Origin of the sequence: Ectobacillus antri (genome assembly GCF_003852715.1) — a bacterium.
In the GTDB taxonomy this organism is placed as follows: Bacteria; Bacillota; Bacilli; order Bacillales; family Bacillaceae_G; genus Ectobacillus; species Ectobacillus antri.
Genome location: NZ_RIAV01000008.1, coordinates 1 through 26188 on the forward strand (window position 1 = coordinate 1; position 26188 = coordinate 26188).

General features: G+C 38.5%; 32 protein-coding genes and 1 pseudogene. 22 read left to right on the plus strand and 11 right to left on the minus strand.

The genetic code is table 11. From position 1 onward, the window contains the following. Both EEJ45_RS09400 and EEJ45_RS09405 read right to left on the minus strand, forming a co-directional pair. On the minus strand, window positions 1–183 hold a 183-nt coding region (locus EEJ45_RS09400), incomplete at its 3' end, for a hypothetical protein (protein ID WP_164464238.1). Between the two features lie 182 nt (window positions 184–365). Continuing rightward, window positions 366–773: a CotG/ExsB N-terminal domain-containing protein gene (locus tag EEJ45_RS09405; protein ID WP_124564558.1), complete on the minus strand. Its 408-nt coding sequence runs from the start codon at window positions 771–773 to the stop codon at window positions 366–368. 190 nt (window positions 774–963) lie between these two features. Between EEJ45_RS09405 and EEJ45_RS09410 the strand changes: the two genes are divergently transcribed. From EEJ45_RS09410 to EEJ45_RS09435, 6 genes are all read left to right on the plus strand, one after another. Next, window positions 964–2037, plus strand: coding sequence for a CotH kinase family protein (locus tag EEJ45_RS09410; protein ID WP_124564559.1), 1074 nt, complete (start codon window positions 964–966; stop codon window positions 2035–2037). A gap of 529 nt (window positions 2038–2566) precedes the next feature. Beyond that, a complete protein-coding gene (gene uptA / locus EEJ45_RS09415) occupies window positions 2567–3166 on the plus strand; it encodes an undecaprenyl phosphate transporter UptA (protein WP_124564560.1) in 600 nt (199 codons plus the stop codon). 80 nt (window positions 3167–3246) lie between these two features. Further along, on the plus strand, window positions 3247–4632 hold the full coding sequence (locus EEJ45_RS09420) for a putative polysaccharide biosynthesis protein (protein ID WP_124564561.1): 1386 nt from the start codon (window positions 3247–3249) through the stop codon (window positions 4630–4632). 127 nt (window positions 4633–4759) lie between these two features. After that, window positions 4760–5698 (plus strand): magnesium transporter CorA family protein, encoded by a 939-nt coding sequence (locus tag EEJ45_RS09425; RefSeq protein WP_124564562.1) that lies wholly within the window; start codon window positions 4760–4762, stop codon window positions 5696–5698. Window positions 5699–5815: 117 nt separating this feature from the next. Beyond that, complete coding sequence (locus EEJ45_RS09430; protein WP_124564563.1) at window positions 5816–6559, plus strand: AzlC family ABC transporter permease; 744 nt, start codon at window positions 5816–5818, stop codon at window positions 6557–6559. Continuing rightward, a complete protein-coding gene (locus EEJ45_RS09435; protein ID WP_124564564.1) occupies window positions 6523–6825 on the plus strand; it encodes an AzlD domain-containing protein in 303 nt (100 codons plus the stop codon). Before EEJ45_RS09430 ends, EEJ45_RS09435 begins: the two co-directional genes overlap by 37 nt. 379 nt (window positions 6826–7204) lie before the next feature. On the opposite strand, the gene EEJ45_RS09440 is transcribed toward EEJ45_RS09435, so the two are convergent. From EEJ45_RS09440 to EEJ45_RS09450, 3 genes are all read right to left on the minus strand, one after another. Next, a complete protein-coding gene (locus EEJ45_RS09440; protein WP_124564682.1) occupies window positions 7205–7291 on the minus strand; it encodes a YjcZ family sporulation protein in 87 nt (28 codons plus the stop codon). 131 nt (window positions 7292–7422) lie between these two features. Continuing rightward, the gene (locus EEJ45_RS09445; RefSeq protein ID WP_380017814.1) at window positions 7423–7593 is read right to left on the minus strand and encodes an alpha-amylase family glycosyl hydrolase; all 171 of its coding nucleotides are present in this window, start codon (window positions 7591–7593) and stop codon (window positions 7423–7425) included. 141 nt (window positions 7594–7734) lie between these two features. After that, window positions 7735–8520 (minus strand): SDR family oxidoreductase, encoded by a 786-nt coding sequence (locus EEJ45_RS09450; RefSeq protein ID WP_124564565.1) that lies wholly within the window; start codon window positions 8518–8520, stop codon window positions 7735–7737. Window positions 8521–8715: 195 nt separating this feature from the next. Here EEJ45_RS09450 and EEJ45_RS18385 point away from each other — a divergent pair, with 195 nt between their 5' ends. After that, entirely contained in the window at window positions 8716–8871 is a 156-nt protein-coding gene (locus tag EEJ45_RS18385; protein ID WP_164464239.1) for a hypothetical protein, read from the plus strand. Between the two features lie 144 nt (window positions 8872–9015). Next, window positions 9016–9627, plus strand: coding sequence for an NAD(P)-dependent oxidoreductase (locus EEJ45_RS09455; protein WP_124564566.1), 612 nt, complete (start codon window positions 9016–9018; stop codon window positions 9625–9627). 27 nt (window positions 9628–9654) lie between these two features. Here EEJ45_RS09455 and EEJ45_RS09460 read toward each other — a convergent pair whose 3' ends face one another. Further along, window positions 9655–10137 carry a DUF456 domain-containing protein gene (locus EEJ45_RS09460; RefSeq protein ID WP_124564567.1) on the minus strand — a complete coding sequence of 161 codons (483 nt, stop codon included), beginning with the start codon at window positions 10135–10137 and terminating at the stop codon, window positions 9655–9657. A 397-nt stretch (window positions 10138–10534) separates the two neighbouring features. Here EEJ45_RS09460 and EEJ45_RS09465 point away from each other — a divergent pair, with 397 nt between their 5' ends. From EEJ45_RS09465 to EEJ45_RS09505, 8 genes and pseudogenes are all read left to right on the plus strand, one after another. Then, entirely contained in the window at window positions 10535–10792 is a 258-nt protein-coding gene (locus EEJ45_RS09465) for an HPr family phosphocarrier protein (protein ID WP_124564568.1), read from the plus strand. Between the two features lie 581 nt (window positions 10793–11373). Continuing rightward, window positions 11374–12516 carry a stage II sporulation protein P gene (gene spoIIP / locus EEJ45_RS09475; protein ID WP_124564570.1) on the plus strand — a complete coding sequence of 381 codons (1143 nt, stop codon included), beginning with the start codon at window positions 11374–11376 and terminating at the stop codon, window positions 12514–12516. 269 nt (window positions 12517–12785) lie between these two features. Continuing rightward, window positions 12786–13520: a M15 family metallopeptidase gene (locus EEJ45_RS09480; protein WP_124564571.1), complete on the plus strand. Its 735-nt coding sequence runs from the start codon at window positions 12786–12788 to the stop codon at window positions 13518–13520. Window positions 13521–13945: 425 nt separating this feature from the next. After that, window positions 13946–14368: an NfeD family protein gene (locus EEJ45_RS09485; RefSeq protein WP_124564572.1), complete on the plus strand. Its 423-nt coding sequence runs from the start codon at window positions 13946–13948 to the stop codon at window positions 14366–14368. Next, window positions 14368–15297 (plus strand): SPFH domain-containing protein, encoded by a 930-nt coding sequence (locus EEJ45_RS09490; protein ID WP_124564573.1) that lies wholly within the window; start codon window positions 14368–14370, stop codon window positions 15295–15297. Before EEJ45_RS09485 ends, EEJ45_RS09490 begins: the two co-directional genes overlap by 1 nt. A 50-nt stretch (window positions 15298–15347) precedes the next feature. Beyond that, window positions 15348–15497, plus strand: a pseudogene (locus EEJ45_RS09495) (GNAT family N-acetyltransferase); the annotation flags it as partial. A 160-nt stretch (window positions 15498–15657) separates the two neighbouring features. Beyond that, window positions 15658–16092, plus strand: coding sequence for a GerW family sporulation protein (gene ytfJ / locus EEJ45_RS09500; RefSeq protein ID WP_124564683.1), 435 nt, complete (start codon window positions 15658–15660; stop codon window positions 16090–16092). Window positions 16093–16472: 380 nt separating this feature from the next. Continuing rightward, a complete protein-coding gene (locus EEJ45_RS09505) occupies window positions 16473–17246 on the plus strand; it encodes an oxalate:formate antiporter (protein WP_124564574.1) in 774 nt (257 codons plus the stop codon). A 67-nt stretch (window positions 17247–17313) separates the two neighbouring features. Here EEJ45_RS09505 and EEJ45_RS09510 read toward each other — a convergent pair whose 3' ends face one another. Continuing rightward, entirely contained in the window at window positions 17314–17622 is a 309-nt protein-coding gene (locus EEJ45_RS09510) for a permease (protein ID WP_245999866.1), read from the minus strand. A gap of 139 nt (window positions 17623–17761) precedes the next feature. Between EEJ45_RS09510 and EEJ45_RS09515 the strand changes: the two genes are divergently transcribed. Next, window positions 17762–18436 (plus strand): class I SAM-dependent methyltransferase, encoded by a 675-nt coding sequence (locus tag EEJ45_RS09515; protein ID WP_245999867.1) that lies wholly within the window; start codon window positions 17762–17764, stop codon window positions 18434–18436. Between the two features lie 39 nt (window positions 18437–18475). Here EEJ45_RS09515 and EEJ45_RS09520 read toward each other — a convergent pair whose 3' ends face one another. Then, entirely contained in the window at window positions 18476–18757 is a 282-nt protein-coding gene (locus EEJ45_RS09520; protein ID WP_124564576.1) for a hypothetical protein, read from the minus strand. Window positions 18758–19265: 508 nt separating this feature from the next. Here EEJ45_RS09520 and EEJ45_RS09525 point away from each other — a divergent pair. Beyond that, window positions 19266–19772 carry a hypothetical protein gene (locus tag EEJ45_RS09525; protein ID WP_124564577.1) on the plus strand — a complete coding sequence of 169 codons (507 nt, stop codon included), beginning with the start codon at window positions 19266–19268 and terminating at the stop codon, window positions 19770–19772. 19 nt (window positions 19773–19791) lie between these two features. Beyond that, window positions 19792–20958: a DEAD/DEAH box helicase gene (locus EEJ45_RS09530; RefSeq protein WP_124564578.1), complete on the plus strand. Its 1167-nt coding sequence runs from the start codon at window positions 19792–19794 to the stop codon at window positions 20956–20958. Between the two features lie 2 nt (window positions 20959–20960). On the opposite strand, the gene EEJ45_RS09535 is transcribed toward EEJ45_RS09530, so the two are convergent. Further along, the gene (locus tag EEJ45_RS09535) at window positions 20961–21926 is read right to left on the minus strand and encodes an MBL fold metallo-hydrolase (RefSeq protein ID WP_124564579.1); all 966 of its coding nucleotides are present in this window, start codon (window positions 21924–21926) and stop codon (window positions 20961–20963) included. A 207-nt stretch (window positions 21927–22133) separates the two neighbouring features. On the opposite strand from EEJ45_RS09535, the gene EEJ45_RS09540 reads away from it, so the two are divergent. Then, window positions 22134–22610, plus strand: coding sequence for a glutathione peroxidase (locus EEJ45_RS09540; protein ID WP_124564580.1), 477 nt, complete (start codon window positions 22134–22136; stop codon window positions 22608–22610). 233 nt (window positions 22611–22843) lie between these two features. On the opposite strand, the gene EEJ45_RS09545 is transcribed toward EEJ45_RS09540, so the two are convergent. Beyond that, window positions 22844–23092 carry a hypothetical protein gene (locus EEJ45_RS09545; protein WP_124564581.1) on the minus strand — a complete coding sequence of 83 codons (249 nt, stop codon included), beginning with the start codon at window positions 23090–23092 and terminating at the stop codon, window positions 22844–22846. 246 nt (window positions 23093–23338) lie between these two features. Next, entirely contained in the window at window positions 23339–23467 is a 129-nt protein-coding gene (locus EEJ45_RS18855) for a hypothetical protein (RefSeq protein ID WP_278017952.1), read from the minus strand. Window positions 23468–23629: 162 nt separating this feature from the next. On the opposite strand from EEJ45_RS18855, the gene EEJ45_RS09550 reads away from it, so the two are divergent. Together EEJ45_RS09550 and EEJ45_RS09555 are read left to right on the plus strand one after the other, a co-directional pair. Further along, entirely contained in the window at window positions 23630–24271 is a 642-nt protein-coding gene (locus tag EEJ45_RS09550) for an HD domain-containing protein (RefSeq protein WP_124564582.1), read from the plus strand. Then, complete coding sequence (locus EEJ45_RS09555) at window positions 24268–26157, plus strand: ABC-F family ATP-binding cassette domain-containing protein (RefSeq protein WP_124564583.1); 1890 nt, start codon at window positions 24268–24270, stop codon at window positions 26155–26157. Before EEJ45_RS09550 ends, EEJ45_RS09555 begins: the two co-directional genes overlap by 4 nt. Window positions 26158–26188 lie beyond the last annotated feature (31 nt).

Genomic DNA, 26188 nt, shown 5'->3' on the forward strand with positions numbered 1-26188 from the left:
AGAGCGTTTAGAGAAGTGAGAGCGTTTAGAGAAGTGAGAGCGTTTAGAGAAGTGAGAGCGTTTAGAGAAGCATGAACATTTATGATGACGACGCTTTGGTCCTTGTTTCATAAAATCCTCCATGCCAGCTGAGCGCAAGTTTTTAGCTGCTTTATCAATCTGTTCGCGGTCATAGCGTTTCATAAGAAAAACCCTCCAAATAATTATATTGTAAATGAATAAGGTGTAACATAAGTTTTTTCCTAAAGCCTATGCTAAAAAAGAGCTTATACCATAATGTATGATATAGAGAGACAGGTTGTTTATTGTTTTGTGAAAATGTATGTTTGTCTATATAAAAACAGGCCGCAAGTGCGGCCTGTTTTTTAACGGTAACCTTTTTTACTTCTTTTTCCGCCAGTAAACTTAGAGCGCTTACCTTTTGATTTCTTAGAGAAATAATCATGTTTCCCTTTTTTTCCGCCGGAAAATTTAGAACGTCTACCTTTTGATTTCTTAGAAAAGTAGTCGTATTTTCCGTGACCTTTATAGCCACAGGAATGCTTGTAGTAAGAACGTTTTGTACAGTAGTATTTCTTTGTCCAGTAGTATTTCTTCGTCCAACGTGTACATTTTGTTACATACGTACACTTTTTCACGTGTTTGCACTTTGTCTTAGGACATTTATGAGAGCATTTGCTTCTTTTGTCGTAAGAGCGTGGCTCCTGGTGCATAAAGTGTTCCATACCAGCAGACTTTACTTCTTCAACAGCTTTACGAATATCACGTTTCAATCTAATTCCCTCCTTATTAATCAGAGAAGCTCGTCTTCTCTTTTCTCTATTACAATATGAAATATAAAAGATTATGAAATAGACAAGCGTTGATTTTTTAGAAAATGGGTAAATACCTAAGGTGTCAAATAGAAAGGAAAAGCATACATTAAGTGTAGAAAGAAAAGTGTATAAAGAAAGGAAGACAAACATGTTCCCTTCCTATGACCTATTCATTCATCCTATGTATCTTGTAGAACTTCGTAAAGATGTGTGGAGTGATGAACCGGTTCCGGCTAAATTAACGTATCAGAAGCGCAAATACGATATTGATGTGGTATATCGCGGTTCTCACATTCGAAAATTTGAAAAGAAGTCGTATCATGTGATGTTTCATAAGCCAAAGTTTTTTCAAGGCGCTCATGAAATACATTTAAATTCCGAGTTTAAAGACCCATCTTTAATGAGGAATAAGCTATCTCTTGACTTTTTTCATGATTTAGGTGTGCTTTCTCCAAATTCTAAGCATGTACTTGTTACAATTAATGGTAGATTTCAGGGGGTTTATTTGCAACTAGAATCTGTTGATCAAGACTTTTTACGAAATCGTAATCTTCCAAATGGTTCTATTTCGTATGCGGTAGACGATGATGCTAACTTTTCCCTTATTAGTGAATTAGATGAAGATATAAAAACGACATTATCAGCAGGATATGAATTGAAGTATGGCGATGAATATAGCGAGGAACACTTGTGTGATCTTGTTTACAATATTAATACGATTTCACGTGCTGAATATGAAAAAGAGATTGTGAAATATATAGATGTTGAGAAGTATTTGAGGTGGCTTACAGCTATTGTATGTACATCAAACTTTGATGGATTCGTTCATAATTATGCATTATATCGTAATGATGAAACTGGACTATATGAGATCATTCCCTGGGACTACGATGCGACTTGGGGCCGGGATGTGCATGGAAGATTGTTAGAGCACGATTATATTCGTATCCAAGGTTATAATACATTGAGCGCGAGACTGTTAGATGTACCGTCATTCCGTAAACGTTATGGGGAAATAATGAAAGAAACGCTAGCACATCAGTTTACGGTTTCTTATATGAAACCTAAGATTGAAGCACTTCACGCTTTGCTACGACCACATGTGCTACGTGATCCATACGTATCAGATATTGCTGTATTTGATGGAGAGCCACAAGTTATGTATGAGTTTATTGAAAAAAGAAGTAGCTTCTTACAACAGCATTTAAAAGAAATTCTCTAATATAAATACAAATAAAGAAGCTAACGTTTTTTGCTGGCAAAGAAGACGGAGCTATGTGCAATTGTTGTCAACATTTACGATGAATGCGTGCTCAGGAAACACAATAGCATGTAACGAGAGGTTCTTTTTTGTTGGTGTTATGTTAGAAGCATTACTTGCAAATAAGTAAGTATATAGCATTATATATAAAAGAGCCGCTCCTGTTTATTTTTAAGGAAGGCTCTTTCTTAGTTGAATGGCTTTATTAAAGTTCCCGTTACGGAGTTTGCTTTTCACAGGCGATCAGGGAGCCTCCTCAGAACTACCGCACTGCGGGGTTTCTCTTTGACTTACTTTTCCCGCAGGAGCCGTATCACCTTGACTTCAATACACAAGTGCCTATTATCAACCTTGGACTTTAACACAGTATATAAAAAAGGGCTTCTTACTAGGATTTCAACAAAATATTATAATATCCAACCCTTGGCAAGTCCTGAATTTCATGGAATAATGGAAGATGTGAAAATCAGAAGAAAATGAGGGGCTGCACATGATTGGAGATGTAATTAATCAACTATTAGAGTTTTTTATGAGTCTTGGCTATTTTGGTATCGCTCTCGGTTTAATGATTGAAATCATTCCGAGTGAAATTGTACTTTCATATGCAGGCTATATGGTGTCACAAGGTAAAATTAATTTTATAGAAGCAGTCATTGCTGGCACAATAGGAGGAACGCTTGCACAAATCTTTTTATATTGGCTTGGCTATTACGGCGGTCGTCCTTTTGTAGAGAAATATGGTAAATATGTACTTATCAATAAGCATCATTTAGATATTGCAGAGAGTTGGTTTAATAAATATGGTGTAGGTGTTATTTTCTCCGCCCGTTTTATTCCGGTTGTAAGACACGCAATTTCTATTCCGGCAGGGCTTGCTAAAATGTCATTGTGGAAATTTACGTTGTACACAGTTCTTGCTGTAATCCCATGGTCTATTTTCTTTATTTATCTCGGCGAAAAATTAGGTGCGAACTGGCGCCACATTAAAGAATATGCTGCACCATATACACCCTATTTCATAGCGGGCGCACTCGTATTTGTAGCTATCTATATTGCATATAAAATGAAGAAAAAAAGAACATCTCATTAAGCTGCCTATTCGGTAGCTTTTTGTTCTAAATAGGGGAGGTTGTCCGTAAATTGTATTAAAAAAGGACAGTGGAGGCGTACATGAAATCACAGTTTATAAGAGGAACGTTATTTTTAACATTGTCCACAATCATTTCAAAATTGTTGGGCTTTGCGTATGTTATTCCATTTACGGCAATGGTTGGAGCTAGTGGGTATGCGCTCTACCAATACGCTTACCGACCGTATACACTTATGTTAAGTGTAGCGACCATGGGACTACCTCTTGCGGTTTCTAAAATGGTTTCAAAGTATAATCAAATGGGGGACTATTATACAGTCAAAAGAATATTACGAAGTGGCATCGTATTCATGCTTATTATGGGGACGGCATCATTCTTATTTCTTTATGCGTTTGCTCCAATCCTTGCCTCTTTAATCGTTACAGAAGATAGTGGTACAGGAAACAGTATGCAGGTGGTAACGTATAACATTCGTATTGTAAGTTTTGCTTTGTTGCTTGTACCTGTTATGAGCTTATTACGTGGATTTTTCCAAGGCTTTCAATCCATGGGACCATCTGCAATTAGTGTAGTAATTGAACAATTATTTCGTGTACTGACGATTTTAATTGGTACATTTACTGTTTTATTCTTTTATCAAGAAGCAACGGGGCTCGCTGTTGGGGTAGCTACTTTTGGTGCTTTTGTTGGAGCATGCGGTGGAATAGGGGTATTACTATTCTTTTATATGAAGCGCCGCCCTTATCTGCAAGCCAAAAAAACGACACATACGGTGCACCTTTCATTTTTTAAATTATATAAAGAATTGTTTACATCTTCTATTCCATTTGTAGTAGTAGGCTTAGCCATTCCGATTTATCAAACCATTGATACCTATACAATGAATCATCTTCTTGTAAAGATTGGCTATCTATATAAAGATGCTGAAAAAGTGAATGCAGTTATTGGCCTTGCACAAATGGTTGTTCTTATTCCAGTTTCACTTGCGACTGCTTTTAGCATGTCACTTGTGCCAGAGATGACAAAAGCATTTACAGCAGAAAATAGAGACTTGTTATATAAACATTTTATTCGCACAAATATGATGGTGGTAGCAGTCACTGTTCCTGCAGCGCTGGGGATGATATGGTTGGCTGAACCTGTATATACACTATTATTTAGTACAAAAAATGACCCTATGCTGGGCGGACAGATTCTTCGCTATTATGCGTCGGCCTGCATTTTATTTTCACTTTTTTCTGTTACTGCTGCAATGCTGCAGGGAATTAACCAACAGCGCAAAACCATTATTGGTTTAGGAATTGGTATTGTTATTAAGATATTTTTAAATTGGTATCTTGTACCCCATTTTGACTATGTGGGTTCTATTATCGCGACATATGCCGGTTATAGTTTTTCAGTTCTTTTTAATGTATGGTTATTATATTGTAACATCGGAAAAAGTAATATAAACCCAATGAGATAGCAGAGTGGCATGCTCTGTTTTTTCATGTTTTAGCAATGGTATATCATATATTTTTTCTATTGAAATTTTACTCATAGTTGCATATGCTTGAGAAGGTAAAGATATGTGAGTGAATCGGGGTGAAAGTATGTTAAATATTTATTTAACCGATGAAAACGGAAAGTTACAAGAAATTGAAGAGATTCAAAAAGGCTGCTGGATCAATGCATTGCACCCAACAGAAGAAGAAATTCAATTTTTGGTAGAATCCTTGCAGGTTGATTTGGATTTCATTAAAGATCCACTTGATGATGAAGAACGTTCTCGTATTGAAAAGGAAGATGATAATACACTAATTATCGTAGATATTCCGACTGTTCGGCATGATGAAGAAGGGAACTCTATTTATGATACGATTCCAATTGGTATGATTGTTATGCCAGATTGTTTTGTGACCATTTGTCTTGAAGAAAATCCTGTGTTTGAGCGTTTTATCCATCAAAAAATAAAAGGGTTTTATACCTTTAAGAAAACGAGGTTTGTCCTGCAGCTTTTATATATCATTTCTACATATTACTTGCGCTACTTAAAACAGATTAATCGAAAAACAGATGATTTAGAGCATGTACTCAATAAGTCGATGAAAAATAAAGAGATTTTTACTTTACTTGCATTAGAAAAAAGCTTAGTCTACTTCACAACATCTCTTAAGGCAAATAAAATTGTTATTCAAAAGCTTATGCGCAGTGAATATTTGAAAATGTATGAGGATGACCAAGACTTGCTTGAGGACGTCATGATTGAAAATAAGCAGGCAATTGAGATGGCTGAGATATACAGCGTAATTTTAAATGGTATGATGAATACATTTGGCTCTGTAATCAGTAACAATCTCAACAGTGTTATGAAATTATTGACTTCTATTACCATTATTCTGTCATTACCAACAATGGTAGCAAGCTTTTTTGGAATGAATGTACATATTCCATTTGAAGGATATAAGCATGCGTTTGGAATTATTATGATCATTGCTGCTATCCTTTCTTGCACAACAGCTTTTATCTTTTGGAAAAAAAGATATTTTTAAAAACCGCGTATTACGGCGGTTTTTTCATATGTGCATAAGACTATTTATTCTAAAAAGTGCCTTATATGTAAAAGCGATATATTACTAGTATGCACTTTTGTAAATAGGGGGGTAAGGATGCTTAGCGAAAACGCTGTATATAAACTGACGAGAAAAGATATGTTCATCGCTGGAATGAAGGCATGTATACCTACTATATTTGGGTATTTAAGTATAGGATTTGCTGCCGGAGTTATTGAAAAAGCGTCGGGTTTTAGTTTACTTGAAATAATTCTTCTCTCTATTTTAGTGTATGCGGGATCAGCGCAATTCATTGCTGCCGGAATGTTTGCCGTTGGAGCACCAGCAATTGCAATTATTATTACTGTGTTTTTTGTTAATATTCGACATCTTTTAATGAGCGCAGCGCTGGCACCTTACTTTCGCCACGTATCTTGGTTACATAATACGGCGACAGGTTTATTGCTAACAGATGAAACCTTTGGTGTAGCTACAACATATTTGGAAAAGCAAAAGCAAGGTGACTATTATTGGATATTGGGATTAAATATTGTAGCCTATCTTAATTGGATTATAGCCAATATATTGGGAGCATTATTTGGAAGTTGGATTCATGATCCAGAAAAATTTGGTATGGATTTTGCTTTGACTGCCATGTTTATAGGACTTTTTGTATTGCAAATCACATCAAGAAAAATAAAAACAGATTATGTTGTAGCGCTTGTAGCAATTGTTATTACGTGGTTCGTTGGACAATGGTCTGAAAATGTTGCGGTCATATTAGCGGTTATAGGAGCAGCAACTGTGGGAGTGGGGATAGAACAATGGAAATCAGATGGGAAGTCATCATCATCATTTTAGGAGCGGCTATTGTTACTGCACTACCAAGAGTATTGCCTCTTGTTTTGCTGAGCAAGGTGTCTTTGTCGTCAAAGGTACAAAAATGGCTACGTTATATTCCTATTGCAGTTTTGAGTGCTTTATTAACGCAGACCCTTGTTTTACAGCAAGGAGAGAGCGCAGAGTGGATTGCTGCAGCTGTGTCCCTCGGAGTTGCATATTTGACAAGAAGCCTGCTTTGGACAGTAGTTACAGGGATAGTTGTCATCATGTGTTTGCGTTTATAAACAGACTAAAAGAGGCTGTCCCAAAAGGCAGCCTCTTTTAAATCTCAATTAAAGTCTCATGGTTATGTAAAGAGAACATCGCCGTCTTGTGAAACTTTAATAGCAACACCAAAGCGGGATCCCGCATAAGCTGCTGCAGTGCGAGCACCAAGAGCTTCAAATTCATGGTTTACAACAAGTGAGATTTATTATCTATTAAGCGCAAGGAACGTATGTGATTGATGAAAGCTCGGGCATTCATGGGGCGAATCGGTATGTATTCTAACCCTATATGCGTTTTATCGTCATTGCTATATTGTGTATAGTGTGACTAAAATGAGCTAGTATATGTATAGAAAAAGCATTGCCAATGCAATGCCTTTTCGATAGTGTTTCAATGTTAGCAGAAGCAAGCGGCTCCAACGATAATTAAAAGAATAAACAGAACAACAAGCAAAGCGAAACCATTGTTATATCCGTAGCCCATGTGTCTTCCCCCTTTATGGCTTTTACACTATACAATATGTAGAAATCAGGATTTTGACAGATAGGCGAGTGCGGATTTTTTATAACTGGTAAATACGCGCTTCGTGTGGGCGAAGCAGATTGGTTTGTACATTATCGTAATTGCTTAATAGAACAGTACTGTTTTGAACGCGCATGGGTTTCGGTAATCAACTCCAACAAATTTTCCATTGTTCCTGCTTTTTTCATAATATCTTCGTAATTTAAAATGTCGTATCCATTATCAAAATCAGGTGATTCATAAATAGGATTTAGCCATATAATATTTGCGCTAAGTTCTTTTTATATAATCTAGCTTTTGAATGACGCCGCGTAAATCTCCATAACAATCCCATTTGTATCTGAAAAGATTCGCTACCTGGTTTCAGGCTCCTCTCATCTTTCGGATGTAAACGACATCCGATATTATAATCCTTTTACTAAGCCGCCGTCGACGAGAAGGGAATTTCCTGTCATATAAGTGTTAGCGTCTGATACTAAAAATGTAACGACATTTGCGAACTCTTGTGGCTGTCCGTAGCGTCCAAGAGGGATGTTACGCTCAAAGTTTGCCCTCATTTCATCTTTGCTTAGACCATGCTTGGCAGCATTCATTTCGTCTAATACTGCAACGCGATCCGTGGCGATACGCCCAGGTGCAACAGTATTAATTAAAATACCGTATGGTGCGAGTTCGCTTGCTAATGTTTTGGTTAAACCTGTAATGCCTACTCTAAAAGTGTTAGAGAGGAGTAAGCCGGGAATCGGTTCTTTTACAGATGAAGAGGCGATGTTGATAATTTTACCGCCTTTTTCTTTTAAATAGGGTAGAGCTGCCCGAATCAAACGGATATGACTCAGTAGATTGAGCTCAAACGCGCCTTGCCAATCTTCATCGGAAAGTTGCTCAAATGTGCCGAGCTTTGGTCCGCCTGCATTGTTAATCAGAATATCCAGAGAGCCGAATGCTTCTACAGTTGCAGCAACAGCAGCTGTGATTTGTTTTGAATTGGTGACATCGCAAACGTTATACATAACCCGGCCTGTCCCAATTTTTTGTAATTCCTGCTGTACTTCTTGAAGCTTCTCTTCATTTCTACTCATCAACATAACATTGGTGCCTTCACGTACAAGTTGTATTGCAATTGCTTTGCCTAGTCCTTGACTGGAGGCGGATACAAGTGCGCTTTTACCTTGTAAGTTTAAATCCATTTGAATTCCTCCTTTATCTAACATATAGAATGTATACAGCAAATGATTCTACATGTTCAGTATACCGTAAGAGTACAGGTATTCTACAGGTAAATTTACAATAATTTACCTGTATTTAACCGTTCTCTTATATTTCCTTTATATATTATCGCTAAGATAAGAATGTACATATTTTACCCAAAGGAGACGATCAAGATGAACAAGTTTACGAAATCTTTGACGGCACTTGCATTAATGAGCTCTTTACTGGTAGTGGGTTGTAGCAATGAGGAAGAAACAAAAGATGATACAAAACAAGAACAAGATACAGAAACAAGTACACAGTCTAAAGATGATACAAAGAAAGAATAAAAAAACTCCTCCGCATTGCGGGGGAGTTTTTTTGTCTTTTCCTACAATCAAAGTGTAACTGTTTTAGTTGCTTATTTCATGACTTTTTTGGACGGTGTACTCTATAATAAGTGCGTATTATATAAAAAATAAGGAGTATAACATATGCGTATTTGTATATTTGGAGCAACGGGGCGAACAGGGAAAGAGATTATGCGCCTTTCTCTGCAAGATCATCATCAGATAACAGCTTTAGTAAGAGGAAACATACAGATGAAAGAGCAAGTTACATGTATAACAGGAGATGCCTGCAATCGAGAAGATATTCAAAGAGCTGTATGTGGAAGTGACGTGGTCATAAGTGCACTCGGTACGGACGGGGTCGCTGTTTTATCCCAAAGCATGCCGTTTATTATAGAAGCAATGAAACAAGAAGGCATTTCACGTATTGTAACGGTTGGCACTGCAGGAATTTTGCAGGCGCGAACAAATCCCAAAATATATCGTTTCCAATCTGGAGAGTCAAAACGAAAATCGACGCATGCAGCAGAGGATCACTTACGAGCTTATTTAGAGCTTGCGCAATCTGATTTAGATTGGACAATTGTTTGTCCAACGCATTTGATTGATGGTGAGGCACGAGGAGGTTTTCGCACAGAAGCTCATATGCTACCGGAACATGGCAAGCAAATTACAGTAGGGGATACAGCTTTATTTACATATCAGCAGCTAACTTCTAGCAAATATAACAGGAAGCGAGTAGGAATTGCATATTAAAAGAGGCTGACTTTTTAGCTCACCCTCTTACAAAACAATGTAAAGTATAAATACTGCAATCATTAGTATTTGAATAACAGCTTTTGCGACAGAACTGCTTAAAAAGCTGATAACCGTAGCAAATGCAACAGCAAAGGCTTCCTTGCCGCTTTTCTTATGTAATAGCTCTGTAATGAACACTGAGAAAAACGGGACAATCAATAAACCAAACGGAGGAAAAACAAATGAACCTACTAGAATTGATATAACACCAATTCGCTCTCCCCATTTTGTACTGCCGTATTTTTTAAGGAAATAGCTATTTGCGATAAAATCAGCAACAAACAAAATAACTGTAAATAAAATCTGTAGCCCCCAAAATGTCCATGTCAGCTCTAGGTGATTTATCCCAAATTGATAAATAAGAAAGCCGCCCCACAGTACAAGCACGCCAGGAATAATGGGGTACACGAGTCCGACAAATGCGAGCGCAAAGCAAACAACAATCAAAACCCAAAAGATGGCTGTCACTAGCACCGTCTCCTTTCTAACTATATCCTACAAGTTAAGAATACATGAGGCGCAGAAGAATGTCGACAGGCAAATGAAAGAGAACGCGCAAACCTAATATCTATCGTTTCTAGCATAGATTCTTTCTGACACTCTTGAAAGTGTTAGCGATTGGAAAACAGATACCTTTTTGCGTATTAGAAACTGTTCACAAGAAATGTGCTTATCATGCAGCTTTTATGCAGATGTTTCGTAACAAGACTTACGATTCGGTTGTGATTTTTTTATTTGTATTCGTTAACAAAAATGCGGAATAGAGGTTATACATAGCGTATTTTGTCGCATTAAAAAGTATAAAAGTTGTTGTGTTTTTCTTGTTTTTGTAATAAGGATACGATAAAAGGAAGGAGCGAAGCTGATGCGGGTATGGGAAACAACGCTACAAAAAGAATGGACCTTGCGCTATTGTCAAGAACTTGTTGCAGAATTAGGTTTATATGAAGCCGACTTTCTATTAAAAACGAAGGATAAAACAATCAATATGAAAAGTTTACTTGGGCTTTGCAGTTTACTTTTACAAGAGGGAGAACGTGTTACAATTTGTGTATTTGGTGACGATGAAGAGGAAGCGTTACACGCTGTTAAGCAATTGTTTCATACAAATCAACCTTCATAATTGAAAAAAGAAAACAGAGCTGTTATTCGCGAGCTCTGTTTTCTTTTATATCCTTAATAATTGTGTGAAGGAGGAGATAAAGCAGATATACCCCAAGATACGCACCTGCACTTAGAAAATAGCTATTTAACAGCACTTTATGAATGGTCGTCATGAACACAGCATCTTTTTGTAGAACATCACAAATGGACAGTGATAAGATACACCCGAACGTATAAAGTGCTATATATGAAATAATATCTAGTAGCAACTTGATTTTTATGTACCGGGTTATGAAATAAAGTACAACAGAAACAATGATAGGAGCACATATAATTAATAGTTTCACGATCTCACCTCATTCTACATAATATAAGCACAAGTAACCTTCTTAACATAACAGTAAAGCGAAAGCATTGTACAATTGCTGTGTGCCTATGAATTTCCTCAGAACGAGCGCTTCTTAATCTCTAACTGTACATTGTCTTTTCAGTTCACCTATCTAAAGACCACCTTATTTTTTCTATCTCTATATATAGACAAAGATTGCGTGTTCTATTCCTCACTACCTGTACATATATTGCTAGAGAAAGGGTGATAGAATGAAGCGAAGCTATTTTTATGTGCAAAAGACAAGAGTCTCTAAGCTGTTTTTGTTTATTCTAGTGGCAATTATATCAATGTTTTTGTTTACAAGCATGATGGTAACATCTTTAAAGCATGCCAAGTCTACTTATTTATATAGCTTCTTGGGAGAGCTTTCAATGAACGGATATATGTACGCGTTTGGTATGGAAAACCATTATTTTACGCAGGAATATCGAAGTTTAAATAAAGAATCCTCTCTATCAACTCTATTTTTGTCAACTGTAACAAATATTCGTTTTAATGATGTGCGAAGTTTGATTGGAACTGAGCTTCCTGGATTTACAAAGTATGATACAGAAATTTTAATAGCGGGGGAAGGAACAAATTACTCTAACCTTCCAATTGAATCTAGCGTGCCGCTGGAAGAGTTAACAAAAGAAAGAAAAGGAGAAGCCGTCCCGCCTGTGGAAGCTCCAAAACAAAAACCTCCTAGTTCTACGGGAAGCAAAAAGGTTGTTTTTATTTATCATAGTCATAGCTGGGAATCATATTTACCGATGCTCAATCTTAACAATGATCCAAATGCGAATAAGGCCTCGAGTTCTGTTTCTAACATCTCTATCTTTGGAGATCGGTTGCGTGAACAGCTGGAGGGTTACGGAATCGGAACAACAAATGATAAAACAGATATTGGAAAACTGTTAATCTCAAAAGGTTTGAATTCAAATAGTTCATATAAAGTCTCTAGGCAAGTTGTACAAACAGCTATGACTGGAAACAAGGACCTGCAATATTTCTTTGATATTCATCGTGACAGTGCAAGAAAGCCCGTTACAACTAAAGTACTGAATGGCAAGTCCTACGCAAAATTTTACTTTATTATAGGGGCAGGTAATAAAAATTACGCACAAAATGAGAAGCTAGCTCAAGCGCTGCATGATATGATACAGAATAAATATCCAGGGGTAAGCCGGGGTGTAGGTCGTAAAGATTTTCGAACGGGAAATGGGATTTACAACCAGGATTTATCTGGACAAGCGATTTTAATTGAATTAGGCGGTGTGGATAATACAGTAGAAGAACTGAATCGCAGTATAGATGTGCTTGCAGAAGTATTTAGTGAATATTTTTGGCAGGCCGAACGCGTTAATGGGTAATAAACAAGGAATCATTTACTTTAATAGCGAATGTGTATCGTATAAGTACAATGTTATATAAGTACAACTAGAAAAACCGACATTTTTTGGGGGCGGGAAAGAAGAGCGGGCAATGTATGGTTGCGGTCAGGTCTAAGAGATACGCATGTCAAGTAAGAACATACACACGTAGCGAGGCGTTCTAGCGCTGTGATTTTCTTGCTGTTTATACGTCGAAAAAATTATGTAGACTTATATAGAAAGTGACTAAGATACAAAGAGGGTGAAATATGAAATTAGTTACCGGTATAGCAATGGGAATCGTTGTTGTTGCGGTGAGTATATTTGTTTGGAGCAATGAACTGTTTTATATCACGCATCCAGGCCGTGAAAGTATGCAATACGAAGGAGAAATACTGTTTCCAGATACACAGACAACAGTCACAAAAGAAGGTATTGTCCGCAATCCGGAATCTTTATTAGTGTTGGTTAATAAACAGCGCCGTTTGCCGAGTTCTTATGTGCCACCTGATTTGGTAATCCCTAATGTGCGATTCTCTTTTAATGGAGATAAGGAAAAGATGAAATTGCGCAAAGAAGCTGCTAAAGAACTCGCAGCATTGTTTCAAGCAGGAGAAAAACAAGGCATTTATCTATTTGTAGTTTCAGCCTACCGTTCTTATGATAGACAAAAATCACTCTATACTATGTATCAGCAAAAAGAAGGAAAAGAAATCGCGGCTGCTTCAAGTGCAGTCGCTGGTACAAGTGAGCATCAAACGGGCTTGGCTGTGGATATTTCGGCACAGTCAACGCGCTTTTTATTAGATGTATCGTTCGCAACAACTAAGGAAGGGCAATGGTTGCAGGAGAATGCACATAAATTTGGTTTTATTATTCGTTATCCTGAGCATAAGGAGGAAATTACAGGATATACATATGAGCCATGGCATATTCGGTACGTGGGTGAACCGCATGCTAGATATCTTTATGAAAGACGTTTAACGCTTGAGGAAGTGATGTAGAAATAAGGAGAGATAATCTTTTAAATGGAAGACAGAAATATATACAAGTAGAAAAACCGACATTCTTTTTAGGGGTGGGAAAGAAGAATGGGCAATGTATAGTTGTGGTCAGTGCCTAAGAGAGACGCGTGTCAAATAAGAACATACACACGTAGCAAGGCGTTCTGGCGCTGTGATTTTCTTGCTGTTTATATGTTGAAAAAACTATGTAGACTGATATAGGTGGGAAGGACGAACCGGCCGTGTGCAATTGTGGTCAGGGGCTAACAAAGGCTCGATCAGGGAGAAGTTCTCGCCCTTTGTTTTGCTTTTACTCTGAGCTTAGAAAATTAACTTGCGTATATACCTTTTCTGAAATGCTGTTGATAGACATATATATAATATGAATCTGTAAATGCATTTTGTGAAGGAAAGAGGGTGAGGTTGTGGCGACGTGGGTAGTATGGCTTTTATTGGGCGGCAGTTTGCTCTTAGCTGAGATGTTTACACTTACATTTTATCTGCTGTGGCTCGGACTAGGGGCTGTAGTCGGTGCCACAGTTGCGTTCATGGTGCCGAGTCTGTGGATACAAGTTGTTTGTGCATCAGTTGCGAGTCTGATATTAACGATTTTTTCAAAACGTATCGTAGGAAAATTTCGCATTGGTAAAGGGTTTAAGGATGCTGTTGACACAATTGTTGGAAGGGAAGCTGTAGTGACACAAGATATCAGACCGAAACAAAATGGAATTGTCAAGGTCGGGGGGGATACGTGGAGCGCTACAGCGAATGAGGACATTGTAATAGGTGAAAAAGTAGTCGTTGTGAGCAGGCAAAATACAGTTCTTACTGTTAGGAGGGCGAATTAATGGTCGGAACGATTTTATCTGTATTACTGATTATCCTTGTTGTTGTATTTGCTGCATTAACAGTGAAAATCATACCACAGCAGCAGGTAGCGGTTGTAGAGCGCTTAGGTAAATTTCATCGTACGATGCATGCGGGATTAAACATTCTTGTGCCGATTTTAGACCGTGTACGTGTCTATCATGATTTACGTATCCAACAAACGAGTGTACCTCCGCAAAAAGTAATCACAAAAGACAACGTGCAGGTAGAAATTGATACTATCATTTTTTATCAGGTTATCGATCCTGAGCAAGCAACATATGGTATCTCTAATTATGCGAACGGAGTACGAAACATTACGACTGCGACAATGCGGCAAATTCTTGGAAATATGGAGCTTGATGAAACTTTGTCTGGTCGGGAGAAAATTTCTACCGATATTCGCTTGGCACTTGATGAAGCGACAGAAAAGTGGGGTGTGCGTATTGAACGTGTGGAGGTTGTGGATATCAATCCACCAAAGGACGTACAAGTATCCATGGAAAAGCAAATGAAGGCGGAACGAAACAAGCGTGCCATCATTTTAGAAGCAGAGGCGGCAAAGCAAGATATGGTTCTTCGCGCGGAGGGTGACAAGCAAAGTAAAATTTTAATTGCAGAAGGAGACCGAGAAGCGCGTATTCGGGAAGCAGAAGGAATTCGACAAGCAAAGGAATTAGAAGCACTTGGTGAGGCAAAAGCGATTGAGGCTGTTGCAGTAGCTGAACAGCGCCGCATTCAATTGCTAAAGGAGGCTGGATTAACAGAGCAGGTACTTGCTTATAAGTCTTTTGAGGCCTTGGAGACAATTGCAAATGGATCTGCTACGAAAGTATTTCTACCGACTGGTGCTATCGAGACGTTAGGTAGCATCGGAGCCATAGGGGAGATTTTTAAAGAGAAGTCGTAAGATCCTGTCATGCAGGCTCTTTTATCGTGTTTACAGGATCTGACTTCTTGGTGGTGTTAAAGTATATTGAAGAGTGGGGAAAAACGCAGGGATGTACTGGTGTAGACTTAACATCCGGATTTCAGCGTATTGATGCTCATCGCTTCTATGAAAGAGAAGGGTATATAAAGAAAAGCTATTCATTCGGTAAAGAATTTTAAATTTTATTCTTTTGTCTCTGTTAAAGACCCTGTTTGATTAGCTATATCAGGTTTTAGCACAGCCAATCTGCTAATAAAGTACGAACCTCCTTATATTTTATGTTTACTTCAAGACTTTTCGGAAAAACTAGGAAAGAAACAGAATAGGAGGGAATGTATGATGGAACATCCAATTCAGGGTTTAATGCGAGCGGCGATGGAAAACCTCAAGGAAATGGTTGATGTAAATACAATCATTGGAGAGCCTGTGCAAACGGCAGATGGCGGAGTAGTATTAACGGTATCTAAAGTAGCTTTCGGTTTTGGAGCAGGCGGCAGTGATTTTTCGGCCGAAAGAAGAGCAGAGGATGATCATGCGTTTGGTGGAGGAAGTGCCGGAGGAGTATCTATTACGCCAGTTGCCTTTTTAGTGGTAAATGATGAAGGTATTAACATTATGCACTTGCAAAACACAACACATTTAGTGGAAAAGGTGATTGATTTGGCTCCGCAGACAATCGATAAGCTACAAAATATGTTTGGATCTAATAAGCAAAATGAACATACTGATCATTATACGAACCACATGAAAACAAACCCGAATGATCTTGTCTAAAACCTGTGCTAGCACAGGTTTTTTGTATTATACAATTCTTAATACCATCTACCTGTTAATCAAGAACGACATTATATCCATGATACGTAGCTATTCCAACGTAGCAACAAAAGCTATAAGAAAGTACTAGAACTGCTTCTTAAATGTGTCTTGTATCTACACATTAGCCATTTTTCTTTTCTGTCTAAAAAGAATATTGAATTTTCTGTTTATAGATAAAGAACATCATAGATGATAAGTCTTTTTTGTAACGAATTTGTTACATTAGTATTGAAAATGTAATGGTAAAAAAATACTATTCCTGAGCGTTCCTCTATGTTTCTGATAAAATTCATGATAGAATGAATCGTAATGAATTTATAAAAAGGTGGCTAGGTGCTTTGTCTGGAGGATCTGACCAAATAAATGCTATTTATATTAATGGAGACCGTCGCAATCAGTGTTTTCTCACATCGGGCATCAGTTTCCATGAGTTTGCTAACAATATTCCATCACCGCTTCGCAATGTTCTTCTGCTAAAGCACGATTTCGAATGGACAGATTATAATTATCATACGCTGTTTGAATATGTTGAAGAAGAAAATATACAAAGGCTTATTTCAGCTGATGTTAAACAGTTTCGTGAATTTTGCTGGATTGACTTTGACGATGTAAATGATTTAGAAGAGATGGAACCCATTGAGATTGCAGAGTTATTATACTTAGCTCATAAAAAAGAGCCAATGGGAAAACCTTTCTTTGCACTGCTCAAAAATAAATACGTGTATCTATCTCCGGATGATGGCTGGTTAAACAAAGTGTACTTCAGAAGACTACAAGATTTTGCAGGTCTTCTCAGTAAAGTGATTCCGTATAAGTTAGGTGCATTCGGAAAAAAAAGATTTGTACTGTTTCAAAAAAACAAAATATATCCTGCCATTACTAGAGCAGTAATGGAACATATGTTACCTTGGACAGAAGATGGTCTTCTCATTGACCTTGAAAATAAACAGGAAACGAAAAGAGGATTGGAGATACCTTTGTATGTAGTTGGTTCTTACACGAACGCAGATGATGTAATGGAAAATCTGGAAGAGCTAAGGGCACAGGCGCAAGATCGTGCGTGGCTTATTTTTGATAAAAAAGAACAAGAATGGAAATGGGAAACGGAATAGATGGAATGATTGTAAAGCTTTTTTATCATCCACATGTAAAAGAACACACCGCGTACGGTGTGTTCTTTTACATAGCTATACGAAAAAACAAGCTAAATACAATAGAAAACGCGCTGAATCCAATGGCAGTAAAAGCTAATGTTTTTGCCCCGTAACGTAAAGCAATTAAACCGGCTACAATACCGATTGATCCAAGAAAAATAGGATAAAAAGCAATAGAAAATAAGGAAATGAATAGAGCAATGTACCCCAGTATAACACTCTTATTAGTCTTGGATGTAAGTAAGTTTACAGAATCATGCGGTGTAATTTCAGCTGCATATTCTTCATCATGACGGCGAATATGATAGTGTTTTATGCCTCGTTTTATTTTCAAAAGTCATTCCTCCTTCTTTAGTGTAGAGGTATTAGTATGTTGTGTTTGTGACGAAGAAAAATGCGTTCCGGATTTTCCCAAAGGTAAATCCAGCATTCTCATGGAATATATACAGAAGAAAAGGAAAGTGGTGACAGATATGTTCAAATGGCATGAGCAAGCACAACAAACATGGGATAAAGGTGCAGAGAATTGGCATAAAAGTAGCAAAAGCATGTGGGAAACTGGAAGTAGAAGTACAATCATTCCATTAATGCAGCAATTTGTTCCTGTTGGATCTTATGTATTAGATGTGGGATGTGGTGATGGGTATGGTACATATAAGTTACATCGGGCAGGTTATGCAGCAGTTGGCATAGATTTATCGGAGCGTATGATTGCATTTGCGAAAAAACGGGCAAAAGATGAAAAGCTCTCTTTTCAGCAAGCTGATTTAAAAGCACTCCCTTTTGCAGATAACAATTTTGATGCAGTTATGGTTGTGAACGTTTTGGAATGGACAGAGAATCCATGGCAGGCATTACTTGAAATAACACGTGTTTTAAAGCCGCATGGTAAAGTGTGTATAGCGATACTGGGTCCAACTGCAGCACCACGTTCACATAGCTATCGTCGTTTGTACGGTGATCATGTGGTATGCAATACAATGATGCCCTGGGAGTTTAAAAAATTGGCGCAGGAAAACGGTTTTGATGTGTTAGCAGGACAAGGTGTATATAAGCGTGGCGTGTTAGAGAAAGAAGTAAATCAACTGCCAGAAGAACTACAACAAGCTTTAAGCTTTTTATGGTTATTCATGTTAGAAAAGCAATGAAAAACAGAGGGATTCAACCCTCTGTTTTTTTAGAGACGATTAGTCGTGGCAACGTCCACCTACAGATACAGCATTAACACTGTTCACATTAACACGTGTTAGGCCAGGGAAACCGTTGAATCTTGATAGAATCAAGTTGCCGTTTTGGAACCCTTCAAAGATACCGTGAGCTGGTTTTTGATCGTCGTATTGAATTACAACAGGTGTACCAGGGCTTAAAGTTCTTAAGAATCTAGCGATACTGTTTTCATCAGAAGCGCCTGCAACGTTATTGACATTGCGATTGCCAGTTCTGTAATTATTGTAACCGAAACAACCCATATTTTTTCACCCCTTTCATGTAATATATCTTATGCTTGTCTTGCATAAGGTGTGTTGGACAAGAAATAAACTATTGCGGATTTTTACGAAAAAATAGAGTTAAGGGGACGTATATGAAAGGTAATGTACTGATACCGATTCCAACAGACGTGAATTCCACATCACCTTCATATTTCAACGAGCGTATAGAGACATTGTTGGGGCGGAAGGCACCCTAGCAAGTAAGAATGCTGTAGTGATGACATTAAAGTTAGGGGTAATGGGAATGAAAGTAAATAGTAAAAGTGGAACAAGCAAAACTTAGTGAATGCAGCAATCCAAATGTATGGACTTGAACTGATAGTAAACTGATTGCAGTGACAAGCTCTTAAGCAGGCTCCCAATTGCTAACAGTAATAAAGGTGTCTTAGCAGTAAAGGTTGCTTTTATGCGCTGTTCTTTGTAAACTGTATAGTGACAAAGGAACGCCTTTCATTATGAAAGGCGTTCCGTTTTTTGGGAGGCTCGCATGTTTGATCCGACTGTGTTTGATAATTTAAAAGTAATCGCAGAAGGTGCTATATACGATAAAGACTTAGATGGAGACATTTGTGTTATAAATCGTAGTGACTGCGTTGACTTAGCTACGATGAGCCGCGCGTACCATATTTCGTTTTGTTTGCCGACAGATACTATACAAGCTAAGCTTTTGTTGACGGTAGACGCGAAAAATCTGGTAGGAGAAATTTTAGAACAGCAAGCTATGCCAGGCTGTCGCTTAGAAGTAACCTTTACCTGCGTGTTATCGTCTGTTGCCGTATGCGAAAATATACAGGCAGTGGTTGAGAAAATTTGGGGTCAAGAGCGCATGATTGTACAACGAATTTCATACCAATATAAACAACCGGTATATACAAATGAGATATCAGTAGCGTTCCAAAAGCAAATTACAGAGGATCATGCGGATGATTTGTCTATTGTCGTAGAGTATATGATCACCACATTACATATGCTCAAGGATATTATTGGAAAATAAAGATGAAGGAGATAAAGGGATGAAGGATTTCAAGCCATTTTTACAAAATGCCTGGGAAAAGGCAGGATTTCAAGCGTTTACTGATGTTCAAACACAGAGTTTGCCGCTTGTACTTGAGGGAAAAGATGTAATTGCTGAATCGCCGACGGGAACGGGAAAAACACTTGCGTATTTGTTGCCTTTGCTACAAAAAGCGGATGAAGCCATTACAAACCCACAAATTGTTATTGTATCGCCAACACGTGAGCTAGTGATGCAAATTCATAGTGAAGTACAAAAGTTTACTGAAGGAAGCGCTTTATCTGGTGCATCTTTAATTGGAGGTGCAGATATTAAGCGACAAGTAGAGCGTTTAAAAAAACATCCACAAATTATTGTTGGTTCACCCGGACGTATTTTAGAATTGATTCGCATGAAAAAGTTAAAAATGCACGAAGTGAAAACCATTGTATTTGATGAGTTTGATCAAATGATTAAACAAAATATGAAGAGTTTACTGGAAGATGTAGTAAAAACGACAATGCGAGATCGACAATTGTTGTTTTACTCAGCGACAATGCCAAAAATCGCAGAAGATGCAGCGCGAGAGATAGCAAATGAGCCGACAATAATTCGTATTAAACGTAGCGAAGAAACGAGTCGTGTGAAGCATTTGTATGTAGTTGGTGAACTGCGTGAGAAATTGGATAATGTTCGCAAAATCGTGAAGATGGATAACGTAAAGGCTGTTGCATTTATGAATGATCCATTTCGACTTGACGATATGGCATCCAAGTTGCAATTTAGAAAAGTGGCGGCAGGTGTTATTCATTCTGATGCAAAAAAACAAGAACGTGCAGCAACACTAAGAGCATTTCGTCAAGGGAAAATTCAAGTTGTGCTAGCGACAGATGTAGCAGCAAGAGGTCTTGATATTGAAGGTTTAACACATGTACTTCATCTAGATTTGCCGGAGACGGTGGATCAATATATTCACCGCTCTGGTCGAACAGGCCGAATGGGCAACGAAGGAACGGTAATATCGCTGGTTACACCAAACGAAGAGAAAAAGCTATTGCAATTTGCAAAAAAGCTCGGTATTCAGTTTGAAAAATTAGAAATTTACAAGGGCGCTCTTATTGAGAAAAAACCAACCCCAGCTAAGAAGAAGCGACCTGCGTTTACAGCGCGCAAAAAGCCTAGGTAATCCTAGGCTTTTTCTGTTGCTTCAGCAGTTAGAAGGTAATGTACAATTCCCATTGCACAGACATTTATATCTAATTGTAAAATTTCATATACAGTATGAGAAGCGGGCACACCCTGCGCAGTTAGATAGGTTCGTATATCTGTAAGCAACTTTGCGGATATTTTATTTGCCGCACGTTCTGGATTCGGTTCATTTCGGAGTACGTCTTTACCTGTTTCTACAAAGTGAGGTAGCCATGTTTCAATTTGACGACATACACCCCGAACGTGAGAAGACACACCAAAATGACTGAAGTAGATATGATGCACACCAAGCTTATGAATGCGATGCAACGATTGAAGCATCGCCTCTGGATTAAACTGAGTAGGAGAGGTAGAAGGCAAATAAAACTCTACACCACAGTCCATCAATTCGCTGTAATAAATACCGATTGTGTCACCTGTAAAAATACCGTTCGTTAAAGAGTCGTGAATGCTGATATGATGATTGGCATGCCCTGGTGTATCATAAAATGTGAGAAGTCGTTTCGGTGAAATACGCAAAGTAGCATGGTTTTCCATTGTTATCACACGATCAGAAGGAACGGGCAGAATAGGTGAGAACAATGCGTCAAATTGGTCCCCATACACGGCTTTAGCGCCCGCAATTAACTTTGTCGGATCAATAAGATGTCTGGCTCCACGTGGATGCACAAGCAGTTTGGCATTTGGACAGCGCTCTATCATAAGCCCCGCTGCTCCGGCATGGTCTAAGTGTACATGTGTTACAATTATGTAAGCGATATCATTTTTATTAATACCAAGTGCACTTAATCCTTGCTCAATATGCGGAACAGAGGGGCTTGCGCATGTTTCAATCAGCGTAATATACTCGCCGAGTAACACATACGTGCCTGTACGACCTAGTCGATTTAAATCATAATCATCAATCAAGTATAGTTGTTCTCCAACTTGTTTCGGTATTGTCATGTGTATTCTCTCCCTTCAACGGTCACAAAAGAATCGGAAGAAAACAGGGTTTTCCTCTGATTTGTTGATATATATTTACAGTATAAGGCAAAATAAAGAGAAAGTCTATTTTAGTTAGAATATTCAAACTATTTAAGGTTCGTTTTTTTAGACATTGTGTTTGAAAACATTTATCATACAGATATAAAGTAAAAGGAGGCATTATGTATGTCTGTATATCAATTTGAAGTTAAAACAATAACCGGAGAAACAAAAACATTGCAGGATTATGCAGGAAAAGTGTTATTAATTGTAAATGTGGCTAGTAAATGTGGATTTACACCGCAATATAAAGGATTACAAGCACTATATGAACAATACAAGGAACAAGGATTTGAAGTACTTGGATTTCCATGTAATCAATTTATGGCTCAAGAGCCAGGTGATGAAGCGGAAATTGCCAGCTTTTGTGAACTGAATTACGGTGTTACATTCCCGATGTTTGCTAAAGTAGATGTGAACGGAGACCATGCACATCCGTTGTTTAAGTACTTATGTGAGCAAGCTCCTGGTATGTTAGGACTAAAGGCAGTGAAATGGAATTTTACAAAGTTTCTCGTAGACAGAGATGGAAATGTTATTGAGCGTTTTGCGCCGCAAACAGCACCGGAGGATTTAAAGTCAGCAATTGAAAAGCACTTGTAATCAAAGTCAAGCCGTGTTTACAGAACAATTTCAAAGAATATTAACACCAAAATAGGTTGGGACAAAAGGTTTCAGCCAAAGAAAAATCCGAACTATTAGTCGGAATCCTCTACACAGAATTCGATTTAGTTCGGACTTTTCCTTTATGAGTGTTAGTTATTCTCTATTCTTTCGGTTTTAGAGTTACATGATTCAGTTATGTCTCGGTCTCAGTTTTAGTAGCATAGACATATTTATCCGCGCTGTAGCAAGATATACCCGCTCACATCATTAGATGGACCGGCGCATTCCACGACAAAGCCGTTTGCGAGTAAGCAGTCGACTGCACGCTGAGCTGAGCGACCGGGACGCAATCTGGTCGTGCAAGGAGAGGCATTACCAACTACATTTGCTGTGACAATTGTAATAGGAGCGCTTGGATCCAGTGGATTTCGTTCGAAGGTGATGAGCACGAGATCTGTGGGACGAGGGATAGAAACCATTCATATTCCTCCTTCAGAGAGTAGTTATATCATATAAGATGCTTGTCGTTGAAAACGGCTTGTTTCCTTGTCACGACTTTTGAAAAATGTGCATAAAAAAAGAGAGCAATCTCTCTTATGTGTGAAACAGTGAACTGTTTATAGGGCTAATATAGCGCTGTGCAGACCGCTGTACGGCAGGGTGTGCAGCGGTTTCTATAACTCTATGAAATGTATTATATAAACGATCAAACTCCGTTCATTTCTTCAGTGTAGTCCAAGTTTGTCCATTTCTTCTCCCATACTGTCGCTCTTCGCTACAAATTTTGCAGGTTCCTGATTATTCTCACTTTCTGCGTATGGAACGCCGCATGTTTCACCAATATAATGTGTCATGTTCATTCTCCTTTATACGATTTGGTACTTTTATTGTATGTTATCTCTCTATTGTTAAAGTATTCCACAAGTAGCGATTTTTTCTCCTACCAAAGTATGAGTTATAGAGAAAAGATGTGTATCCTAAGGCGTTATGGTACAATAAGAAACTGGGTGATAGAGATGAATATATATATTGAGAAAACCATTGCTTTTGTAAAAGACATATTGGGTAAAGATGCGACAGGACATGATTGGTACCATATTGAACGTGTACATAAGCTAGCCCTCGTGCTGCATGAAAAAGAAGGAGGGAATCGTTTTGTAATAGAAATGGCGGCACTTCTTCATGATGTAGCCGATGAGAAGCTAAATGAAAGCGAAGAGGCTGGTTTACAAAGGGTTGTGAACTGGCTCGATTGTTTAGAAGTACATAAGGAAGACCATTCTCATATCATAGCCATCATTGCAAACATGTCCTTTAAAGGTGGACATGGGGGCAAAGTGAATACAATAGAAGGGAAAATTGTGCAGGATGCAGACCGGCTGGATGCAATCGGTGCTATCGGCATCGCACGGACGTTTGCGTACGGCGGAGCAAAGGGACGTTTAATGTATGACCCAAATATACCTCCGCGTGAGCATATAACAAAAGAGGAGTATCGGAATGCTAACGAGCCGACACTAAATCATTTTTATGAAAAGCTCTTGAAGCTGAAATCTTTAATGAATACAGAAACAGCTAAAAGAATGGCAGGAGAACGCCATGCCTATATGGAAGCCTTTATACAACAATTTATGAAAGAGTGGAATGCAAAAGCATGAAGATGTTACAAGTAGAAAATCTAGCAAAATCATATGGAGAAAAACCTTTATTCACAGACTTAACTTTTAGTATTACAGAAGGGCAGCGTATTGGCGTGATTGGTGTTAATGGCACAGGAAAATCAACTATGCTAAAAATTATCGCCGGTGCTGAGCAAGCAGATGCAGGGGATATCAGTCATACACGCGGATATACAATTAGCTATCTGGCACAGCAACCGGACTTTGATGAAAATCTAACGGTGCTTGAACAAGTGTTTTACGGAGATACACCGCTCATTCGCTTGCTACGTGAGTATGAAACAGTGTTACTGCAGCTTGAGAAGGAACCTGCAAATGAATCCGTTCAACAGAATTTGTTTACCCTACAGCAACGAATGGATGCAATGAATGCGTGGGAAGCGAACGCAAATGCCAAGGCTTTGCTTACAAAGCTAGGTATTCATGACTTTACTGCCAAAGTTGGTGCGCTATCAGGCGGTCAAAAGAAGCGCGTTGCAATGGCGCAGTGCTTTATTCAAACACCAGACTTGTTGATATTGGATGAGCCAACGAACCATTTGGATCATGAGACAGTTGAGTGGCTGGAAGAATATTTATCACGCTATAACGGTTCTTTATTACTCGTAACGCATGACCGTTATTTCCTAGACCGTGTTACAAATCGTATCTTGGAGATTGATAATGGCAAGTTATACAGCTATGAAGGCAACTACGGTGCTTTTTTGGAAGCAAAGGCTGTTCGAGAAGAAAATGAAATCGCGCAAGAAGAGAAGCGACAAAATTTATATCGCCGTGAGCTCGCTTGGATGCGCCGCGGTGCAAAAGCTCGTACGACCAAGCAAAAAGCGCGTATTCAGCGATTTGAAGAGCTAGAGAAAAAGGACGGGCCCGCAGTGAAAGGACAAGTGGATATTTCCATAGGCGGCAGTCGTCTTGGCAAAAAAGTATTGGAGCTAAAGGATGTTACCAAATCTTTTGGCGAAAAGGTGGTGCTAAATCATTTTAGCTATATTGTTAAGCCAGGTGATCGAATCGGGATTATTGGTGCCAATGGAAGCGGAAAGTCTACGCTTTTAAATATGCTGACCGGGCAATTAGAACCGGATCACGGTGAGATTGAAATAGGGCAAACGGTGAAAATTGCTTATTATACACAAGAAAATGAAGGTATGAATTTAAATCAGCGCATGATTGAGTATATCAAGGAAGGCGCGGAAGTGATTCATACATTAGATGGCAAAGTTATCAGTGCTTCGCAAATGCTAGAGCGTTTTTTATTTCCGCCAAGCACGCATGGTACACCAATTGGAAAACTGTCTGGCGGTGAGCGCAGACGATTGTATTTGCTGCGCATTTTAATGGGCGAGCCGAATGTATTGCTTTTGGATGAGCCAACGAACGATTTGGATACACAAACCCTCACTGTATTGGAAGATTATCTGGAGGACTTTCCGGGTGTCGTTATTACTGTATCGCATGACCGTTACTTCTTAGATAAGACAGCAGAAGAGTTGTTTGTCTTTGAGGGAGAAGGCAATGTTCGTGTATTCTTTGGTAGCTACAGTGAATATTTGGAGGAGAAAAAGCAGGTAGAAGCGTTGAAGAAAGCGGACGCTGTTAAAGAGAGAAAAGTAGCGGAACAGCCGAAACAGAAAAAACGCAAACTATCGTACCAAGAGCAGCGTGAATGGGATGGTATTGAAGATAAAATTGCTACGCTGGAAGAGAAACTTGAGGAAATTGGTGCTGCACTTGAAAAGGTAGGAGCTGATTTTGAGCGCGCACAACAGCTTACAAATGAACAAGAGCAAGTAGAAGCGGAATTAGAGCAAGCTATGATGCGCTGGGAAGAGCTTTCAGAAATTGTGGAAGGTTTGAAGTAAATCCTCATATATTGAAATGAGGACAAAAACT

What these genes read in the sequence shown, in the direction of transcription:
- EEJ45_RS09410 (WP_124564559.1), top strand. Translation starts at nt 964, where the DNA reads ATGTTCCCTTCCTATGACCTATTCATTCATCCTATGTATCTTGTAGAA.
- uptA (WP_124564560.1), top strand. Translation starts at nt 2,567, where the DNA reads ATGATTGGAGATGTAATTAATCAACTATTAGAGTTTTTTATGAGTCTT.
- EEJ45_RS09420 (WP_124564561.1), top strand. Translation starts at nt 3,247, where the DNA reads ATGAAATCACAGTTTATAAGAGGAACGTTATTTTTAACATTGTCCACA.
- EEJ45_RS09425 (WP_124564562.1), top strand. Translation starts at nt 4,760, where the DNA reads ATGTTAAATATTTATTTAACCGATGAAAACGGAAAGTTACAAGAAATT.
- EEJ45_RS09430 (WP_124564563.1), top strand. Translation starts at nt 5,816, where the DNA reads ATGCTTAGCGAAAACGCTGTATATAAACTGACGAGAAAAGATATGTTC.
- EEJ45_RS09435 (WP_124564564.1), top strand. Translation starts at nt 6,523, where the DNA reads ATGGAAATCAGATGGGAAGTCATCATCATCATTTTAGGAGCGGCTATT.
- EEJ45_RS09440 (WP_124564682.1), bottom strand. Translation starts at nt 7,291, where the DNA reads ATGGGCTACGGATATAACAATGGTTTCGCTTTGCTTGTTGTTCTGTTT.
- EEJ45_RS09450 (WP_124564565.1), bottom strand. Translation starts at nt 8,520, where the DNA reads ATGGATTTAAACTTACAAGGTAAAAGCGCACTTGTATCCGCCTCCAGT.
- EEJ45_RS18385 (WP_164464239.1), top strand. Translation starts at nt 8,716, where the DNA reads ATGAACAAGTTTACGAAATCTTTGACGGCACTTGCATTAATGAGCTCT.
- EEJ45_RS09455 (WP_124564566.1), top strand. Translation starts at nt 9,016, where the DNA reads ATGCGTATTTGTATATTTGGAGCAACGGGGCGAACAGGGAAAGAGATT.
- EEJ45_RS09465 (WP_124564568.1), top strand. Translation starts at nt 10,535, where the DNA reads ATGCGGGTATGGGAAACAACGCTACAAAAAGAATGGACCTTGCGCTAT.
- spoIIP (WP_124564570.1), top strand. Translation starts at nt 11,374, where the DNA reads ATGAAGCGAAGCTATTTTTATGTGCAAAAGACAAGAGTCTCTAAGCTG.
- EEJ45_RS09480 (WP_124564571.1), top strand. Translation starts at nt 12,786, where the DNA reads ATGAAATTAGTTACCGGTATAGCAATGGGAATCGTTGTTGTTGCGGTG.
- EEJ45_RS09490 (WP_124564573.1), top strand. Translation starts at nt 14,368, where the DNA reads ATGGTCGGAACGATTTTATCTGTATTACTGATTATCCTTGTTGTTGTA.
- ytfJ (WP_124564683.1), top strand. Translation starts at nt 15,658, where the DNA reads ATGGAACATCCAATTCAGGGTTTAATGCGAGCGGCGATGGAAAACCTC.
- EEJ45_RS09515 (WP_245999867.1), top strand. Translation starts at nt 17,762, where the DNA reads ATGTTCAAATGGCATGAGCAAGCACAACAAACATGGGATAAAGGTGCA.
- EEJ45_RS09520 (WP_124564576.1), bottom strand. Translation starts at nt 18,757, where the DNA reads ATGGGTTGTTTCGGTTACAATAATTACAGAACTGGCAATCGCAATGTC.
- EEJ45_RS09525 (WP_124564577.1), top strand. Translation starts at nt 19,266, where the DNA reads ATGTTTGATCCGACTGTGTTTGATAATTTAAAAGTAATCGCAGAAGGT.
- EEJ45_RS09530 (WP_124564578.1), top strand. Translation starts at nt 19,792, where the DNA reads ATGAAGGATTTCAAGCCATTTTTACAAAATGCCTGGGAAAAGGCAGGA.
- EEJ45_RS09535 (WP_124564579.1), bottom strand. Translation starts at nt 21,926, where the DNA reads ATGACAATACCGAAACAAGTTGGAGAACAACTATACTTGATTGATGAT.
- EEJ45_RS09540 (WP_124564580.1), top strand. Translation starts at nt 22,134, where the DNA reads ATGTCTGTATATCAATTTGAAGTTAAAACAATAACCGGAGAAACAAAA.
- EEJ45_RS09545 (WP_124564581.1), bottom strand. Translation starts at nt 23,092, where the DNA reads ATGGTTTCTATCCCTCGTCCCACAGATCTCGTGCTCATCACCTTCGAA.
- EEJ45_RS18855 (WP_278017952.1), bottom strand. Translation starts at nt 23,467, where the DNA reads ATGACACATTATATTGGTGAAACATGCGGCGTTCCATACGCAGAAAGT.
- EEJ45_RS09550 (WP_124564582.1), top strand. Translation starts at nt 23,630, where the DNA reads ATGAATATATATATTGAGAAAACCATTGCTTTTGTAAAAGACATATTG.
- EEJ45_RS09555 (WP_124564583.1), top strand. Translation starts at nt 24,268, where the DNA reads ATGAAGATGTTACAAGTAGAAAATCTAGCAAAATCATATGGAGAAAAA.